The organism is Streptomyces sp. (assembly GCF_031181555.1).
Lineage (GTDB): Bacteria > Actinomycetota > Actinomycetes > Streptomycetales > Streptomycetaceae > Streptomyces > Streptomyces fimbriatus.
Genome location: NZ_JAPSKQ010000252.1, coordinates 1 through 6,091 on the forward strand (window position 1 = coordinate 1; position 6,091 = coordinate 6,091).

A 6,091-nucleotide genomic window follows, 5' to 3' on the forward strand; every position below is an offset into this window, starting at 1 on the left:
GCCGTCGCCGGCGCCGACTACCGCGGCTTCGCCTCGCTCCGGCCCGGCGCGGGCACCACGTCCCCCGACGAGGTCAGCTTCATGGCGATCTGCGCGAGCCGGAGGTCGTCGACGAGCCGGTCCGGCTCGTCGCCGGCCGGGGCGCCGCCGCGGCCCGGCCGCGTGAACGCCGCCTTCTCCGCCTGTGCGGCGACGCTCAGGAACTTCGACCGCTGGGAGGGGGGAGCCGCCCGCCGGGACCGTCCGTGCGGAGGCCGGTGCCGACGGCGATGGCGATCGGTGCTGCACGGACCATTGACGCGCAAGTGGTTCGATTCTACGGTCCGTTCGAACTTGCGATCGCTGTTCGACATGACGAACAAGTCGTGACCCCCACCGCAAGGAGAACCCGCATGAGCCGCACCCTCCGCAAACGCACCGTCCTCCTCGCCCTCCCCACGGCCGCGCTCCTCGCCCTCATGCCGACCACGGCGTCGGCGTACCCGAACCCCGGCCGGGTCACCGGGTCCGTCGTCACGCACGACCCGACGATGGTCCGGACGTCCTCCGGCCAGTACCTGCTCTACGCCACCGGCGGAGGCATCGCCAGCAAGACCTCCACCGACCGCACCGCCTTCTCCGCCGGCGCCGACGCGTTCTCGTCCCGCCCGGGCTGGTGGCGGAACTACTCCTCCGTGCCGGAGGCCTGGGCGCCGGACATCTCGTACCACGGCGGCAAGTACCTGATGTACTACTCCGTCTCGAAGTTCGGCTCGAACACCTCGGCCATCGGGCTGGCCGGCTCGACCACCGGACAACCGGGCAGCTGGAGCGACTACGGCATCGTCTACACGTCGAACTCGTCCAGCGACTTCAACGCCATCGACCCCAACCTCTTCGTCGACGACGACGGCAAGTGGTGGCTGTCCTTCGGCAGTTGGTGGACCGGCATCAAGATGATCCAGATCGACCCCTCCACCGGGAAGCAGCTCTCCGCCAACACCACCCGCTACTCCCTCGCCTCCCGCCCCACCGGGACCAAGGCCGTCGAGGCGCCGTTCATCGTCAAGCGGAACGGCTACTACTACCTCTTCGCCTCCTACGACACCTGCTGCGCCGGCACCAGCTCGACCTACAAGGTCAAGGTCGGCCGCGCCACCAGCATCACCGGGCCGTACCGCGACAGGAACGGCGTCTCGATGATGAACAACGGCGGGACGCCCGTGCTCGAGTCGCACGGCAGCGTCATCGGTCCCGGCGGACAGTCGATCATGAATGACGTCGACGGGGACCTGATCGTCTACCACTACTACGACGGCAACGACAACGGCACCCCCAAGCTCGGCATCAACCTCCTGAACTGGAGCAGCGGATGGCCCGTCGCCTACTGACCCTGCTGGCCGCGCTGCTGCTCGCCCTCTCGCTCGGGCAGCCGTCCGCGCAGGCGGCCTCGTTCAGCAACCCCGTCAAGGCCCAGAAGGGGGCCGACCCCTGGATCGTCCACCACGACGGCAACTACTACCTGGTGACGACGAGCTGGACCGACGTCATCACCCTCCGCAAGTCACCCACCCTCGCCGGACTCGCCACCGCCCCCAGCGTGCAGGTGTGGCAGGGCGACGCGGCCTCCCGGTGCTGCAACATCTGGGCGCCGGAGCTGCACTTCCTCAACGGGCGCTGGTACCTGTACTACGTCGCCGGGCAGAACGTGTCCGACTACAACCCGACCCAGCGCAGCCATGTGCTGGAGAGCACCGGGTCCGACCCGATGGGGCCGTACCGCTACCGGGGACAGCTCAACTCCTCCTGGATGCTGGACCCGACCGTCGCCACCATCGACGGGCAGCTGTACCTCTTCGGCAGCACGCACAACGGGACGCAGAACATCGTCGCCGCCCGGATGTCCAACCCGTACACGGTCAGCTCCTCCTTCTCGACCATCTCCACGCCCACGCACGACTGGGAGCGCCAGGGCGGGACCGTCAACGAGGGGCCGGAGATCCTCCAACGCAACGGCCGGACCTTCCTCGTCTACTCGGCCAGCGGCTGCTGGACGCCCGACTACAAGCTCGGGCAGCTCGCCCTGACCGGCCCCGACCCGGTCTCCGCGTCCTCCTGGACCAAGAAGTCCACGCCCGTCTTCCAGCGCAGTGACGGGAACGGCGTGTACGGGCCGGGACACAACGGGTTCTTCACCTCACCGGACGGGAGGGAGAGCTGGATCGTCTACCACGCCAACGACTCCGCCTCCGACGGATGCGACAACGGGCGCACGGCACGGGCGCAGAAGTTCACCTGGAACGCGGACGGTTCGCCGGACTTCGGCACGCCCGTGCGGCTCGGGGCGAGCCAGACCGGCCCCTCCGGGGAGCCGTCCACCGTCTCCACCGCCTACACGCTCACCAACCGCAACAGCGGGAAGTGCCTGGACGTGGCCGGGAGTTCGTCCGCCGACGGGGCGAACGTGCAGCAGTACGCCTGCAACGGCGGCGCCAACCAGCGGTGGCGGCTGGAGGACCTCGGGGACGACACGCACCGGCTCGTCAACGTGGCCACCGGCAAGGTGCTGGACACCGAGAACTGCTCCTCCGCCGACGGTGCCGGCCTGCGGCAGTGGTCGTGGCTGGACAACACCTGCCAGCGGTTCCGGTTCGTGGCCACCGACGGCGGTCACGTCCGGATCGTCAACCGGGCCACCGGCAAGGTCGCCGACGTCGCGAACTGCTCCACCGCGGACGGCGCCGACGTACGGCAGTGGACCTGGCTGGACAACGGCTGCCAGCAGTGGCGGCTGAACCCGGCGTGAGGCCGGCGTGAGGTCGGCGTGAGGCCCGTACGGGGTCTCACGCCGACCGCGTGGATCACTCCGTGCTGTCGTGGTCCCGCAGGTGGAGCGAGCGCAGGGCCACCTCGAGGGCGAACCGGTGGTCGGGGTCGGCGAGCCGGTCGCCCAGGTAGGTGTCCAGCGTCCGCAGGCGGTAGCGGACGGTCTGGGCGTGCACGCCCAGCATCTCGCCGACCTGCTCGGCGGGTGCCCGGGTGGAGACGTGGACCCGGAGGGTCTCGACGAGCCGGTCGCGCCGCCTGGCGGGCAGCCCGTCGAGCGGGGCCAGTTCACGGGCCGCGAGACGGTCGACGAGGGCGGGGTCGGACAGCAGCCACAGGGTCGTCAGGTGGTCCTCGCAGCGGATCAGCGGGGCGTCGGGCACGACACCGTCGTTGACGAACTGGAGCACACGGCGTGCCCAGCGGACGGAGTCGGCGGCCTGCGCGATCGGTACGGTCAGGCCCACCGCGGCACGGGTGCCGGCCAGGGCCGTGCCGAGCATGTCGAGCCGTTGCGGGGTGAGGTCCCCGGGGACGAGCAGGTGCGGCTGGGGGATGTCGAGGTCGGCGAGGACGTCGCTGTCGAGTCCTGCCTGGATGTGCTCCGGCACCGGGGGGCGCAGGGCGACGAGGAAGCACTCCGGGGGCAGTTCCCAGGCGGCGGCCTTGCACAGTTCGGAGACGGTCGTCTGGGGCAGCGGCGAGGCGGCCAGGAGGAGGTGCAATAACTGTCTTCGTAACGCGGACACCTCGGACGCCGCCCGCTCCCGCACCTCCGCGTACCCCTCACGGGTGATCGCCTCCAGTTCCTCGACGTAGGCGAAGAGGGCGTCGGCGAAGGCGAGGACGAGCGCGGGGGAGAGACTGTACTGCCGTCCCAGCGTCTTGGCCCGGCGCAGTGCGATGCGGGCGCCGAGCCGGTAGGCGCCCTGCAGGACTTCCAGGTCGCGGCCCTCGTAGGCCTCCACCCGGCCGAACCTGCGCAGCAGCTGGTCCCGCAGTTCCGAGTTCGTGCCCGGGTCGGCCACCCGGTCCACGAAGGCGGTCAGCGCCTGCTCGACGCCTTGGCGGATCGCGTCCCCGTCCGGGCCGTTGAGCAGTCGGCCGTACACCGGGTAGGCGCGGGTCACCTCGGTTCGTATCTCGTTCAGCAGCCCCGGCAGTTCCGGCCGCATGAAGGCCGCGAACTTCCTGGGGAGGGGGTCGAGCGGTTCACCGAGCACCGAAGGGCGTGCGATTGAGGGCATGAGCGATCCCTTGCTCTCCGACATGTCCGGCGGGGTGGCCGACCCGGGCACCGCCCGCCGGGCGGAACCCGGGCCGACCCACCAGGTGCACACCGGCTTGAGAAACTGAAGGTAAATCAACTTCATTGTGGTGTACACCACTTGGGAAGAAACCGCTTCACGGGTGCGTGAGTCGGCCGCCGGGACGGTGGTGAACCGCCGACCCCGTGGCCGTCACCTGACGGCGGAGTGCCAGTTCTCCGCGAGCACCTTGCCGGCGTCGGGGGCGACGGTGCCGGGCGCGTTGAGGCCGGCGAGGTGGGTCCGGGTGTCGTTGAGGGTGAGGCTGTTGTTCCCGGAGGCGGAGGGCAGTCCGGTCTTGGCGTTGACCGCGGCGTTGATCAGGCCGACGTTCAGACCGCAGCCGGTGGCGCCGGGCACCGCGAAGGTGCTGTCGTTCTGGGTGGCGCCGGTGAGGTTGATCCGGCTCATCTCGCCGGCCTCGTCGGGGGTGCCGTCGCCCTTGAAGAAGCTCATCCCGAACTCGGGGTAGTCGAGGTTCTTCGGGCGCAGGAGGATGGGGTTGGAGGCCGTTCCGATGTAGCACTTGTCGCCCAGGAGCGGGTTCTCCAGATGGATGCGGACCGGCAGGGTGACGATGGGCAGGTCCGTGAGGACGCCCGCGGTCTGGTCGAAGGCGTAGGGCGCGCCGACGGACTCCATGGTGGCGGTGATCTTGTTGAGGCCGGAGTTCTCGAGCGTCCTGCAGATGCTCGTGATCACCGGTATGTCGCTCGGGCACATCAGGCCGAGCAGGCCGCCGGGCACGGTGGCGGAGTCGGCGACGAGCGCGCCGGAGGGCGGGGCGACGACGCTGCTGGTGCCGTCCGCGTTCTGGACGACACCGATCTGGAGGTCGGTCTTCCCCGTGACCACGGTGGTCTTGCCCAGCTTGATGGAGCCGCCGGCGGAGGTGGAGACCACGCACTGCGGGGTCTTGTCGAAGCCGTCGGCGGCCAGCATCGCCGCCGCGTCCACGGGACAGCGGGTGAAGGGGGCCCACTCGCCGTTCAGCGCGGGGTCGGCGGCGGTCGCGGTGCCCAGGGAGGCGAAGGCGCCGAGCGAGGTCAGGGCGGAGACGGTGACGATCCTGGCGCGGGTGCGGAGCAGGGGCATGGTGGTGGCCTTCCGTGAAGGGGGAGGGGACGAGAGGGGTGTGCGGTTCAGCGCTCGGGGACGGGGATCTGGTAGGGCTGGAGGTCCTCCGTGCACTGGCCCTTGGTCTCGGGGGTCTCGAACACCGGACCGCTCGGCAGACACGTCCGGCCCTGTACCTGCTTGATGTAGTTGCCGGGGCCGGAGACGGAGGCGGTGAGGAGGCGGTCGAGGTCCTCGCCGTCGGTGCCGCAGCCGGTGAAGGCGGGGATGGTCGCCTCGCCGGTCAGAGGGCCGCCGTCGAGGAGCATGTAGCCGGTGGCGTCCTCGGGCGGGGTGTGCTCGCCTCTTCCGTACAGGACCAGGTGGTCACCGGGGTGGTTCGCGGGATCCGGCTCGGTGGAGCGGAGCGGCTTCTCCGTCCTGCAGCCGGACCCGACGTCCAGGGGGGTGCCGTTGACCTCGAGAGCGGTCACCCGGAGCCTGAACGGGGCCCGGATGACGGTCTCGGCCTTGATCGTCTCCAGCATGAGGCTGTCGAAGCGGATGGTCATCGGGCCGGTCTGTTCCAGCACCATGGTGGCCGTCGTCGGAACGAACCCGAAGCTGAGGAAGGTGGACCGGAAGGGGGGCGTCTGCATGCGCCCCTCGTGGTGCAGCCGGCCCGTGGCGTTGACCACTATGTGGAGGTTGCCGTCCTCGTCCACCTCGGGGTACAGGTCTCCCTGCTCGATCAGGACGCAGGACAGCGGCAGGAGCGAGGCGCCCTTCTGCTTCTTCACGTTGGTGTAGCCGGTGATGTAGGCGTTCAGCGACGCCGACGTGAACGGGTTCTCCTCGTCGTAGGCGCAGTGCGGCACCTCGCGGTCCGCGGCGGCGCCGGGCGGGTTCTCCGCCACCCTCGG

Annotated in this window: 5 protein-coding genes and 1 pseudogene; 2 read left to right on the forward strand and 4 right to left on the reverse strand. The window is 70.1% G+C overall.

Annotation, left to right across the window (positions count from 1 at the left end; translation table 11 throughout):
* Positions 1-17: 17 nt before the first annotated feature.
* Positions 18-305: a hypothetical protein gene (locus tag RIM90_RS29815; RefSeq protein ID WP_309063856.1), complete on the reverse strand. Its 288-nt coding sequence runs from the start codon at positions 303-305 to the stop codon at positions 18-20.
* Positions 306-392: 87 nt separating this feature from the next.
* Between RIM90_RS29815 and RIM90_RS29820 the strand changes: the two genes are divergently transcribed.
* Positions 393-1,370, forward strand: coding sequence for an arabinan endo-1,5-alpha-L-arabinosidase (locus RIM90_RS29820; protein WP_309063857.1), 978 nt, complete (start codon positions 393-395; stop codon positions 1,368-1,370).
* Positions 1,352-2,785, forward strand: coding sequence for a family 43 glycosylhydrolase (locus RIM90_RS29825; protein WP_309063858.1), 1,434 nt, complete (start codon positions 1,352-1,354; stop codon positions 2,783-2,785). The genes RIM90_RS29820 and RIM90_RS29825 overlap by 19 nt, the downstream gene beginning before the upstream one ends.
* Positions 2,786-2,840: 55 nt before the next feature.
* On the opposite strand, the gene RIM90_RS29830 is transcribed toward RIM90_RS29825, so the two are convergent.
* The 3 genes and pseudogenes from RIM90_RS29830 to RIM90_RS29840 all read right to left on the reverse strand — a co-directional run.
* Positions 2,841-4,052 (reverse strand): helix-turn-helix domain-containing protein, encoded by a 1,212-nt coding sequence (locus RIM90_RS29830; RefSeq protein WP_309063859.1) that lies wholly within the window; start codon positions 4,050-4,052, stop codon positions 2,841-2,843.
* Between the two features lie 213 nt (positions 4,053-4,265).
* Positions 4,266-5,207 (reverse strand): hypothetical protein, encoded by a 942-nt coding sequence (locus tag RIM90_RS29835; protein WP_309063860.1) that lies wholly within the window; start codon positions 5,205-5,207, stop codon positions 4,266-4,268.
* A 47-nt stretch (positions 5,208-5,254) separates the two neighbouring features.
* Positions 5,255-6,091: pseudogene (locus tag RIM90_RS29840) on the reverse strand (hypothetical protein); the annotation flags it as partial.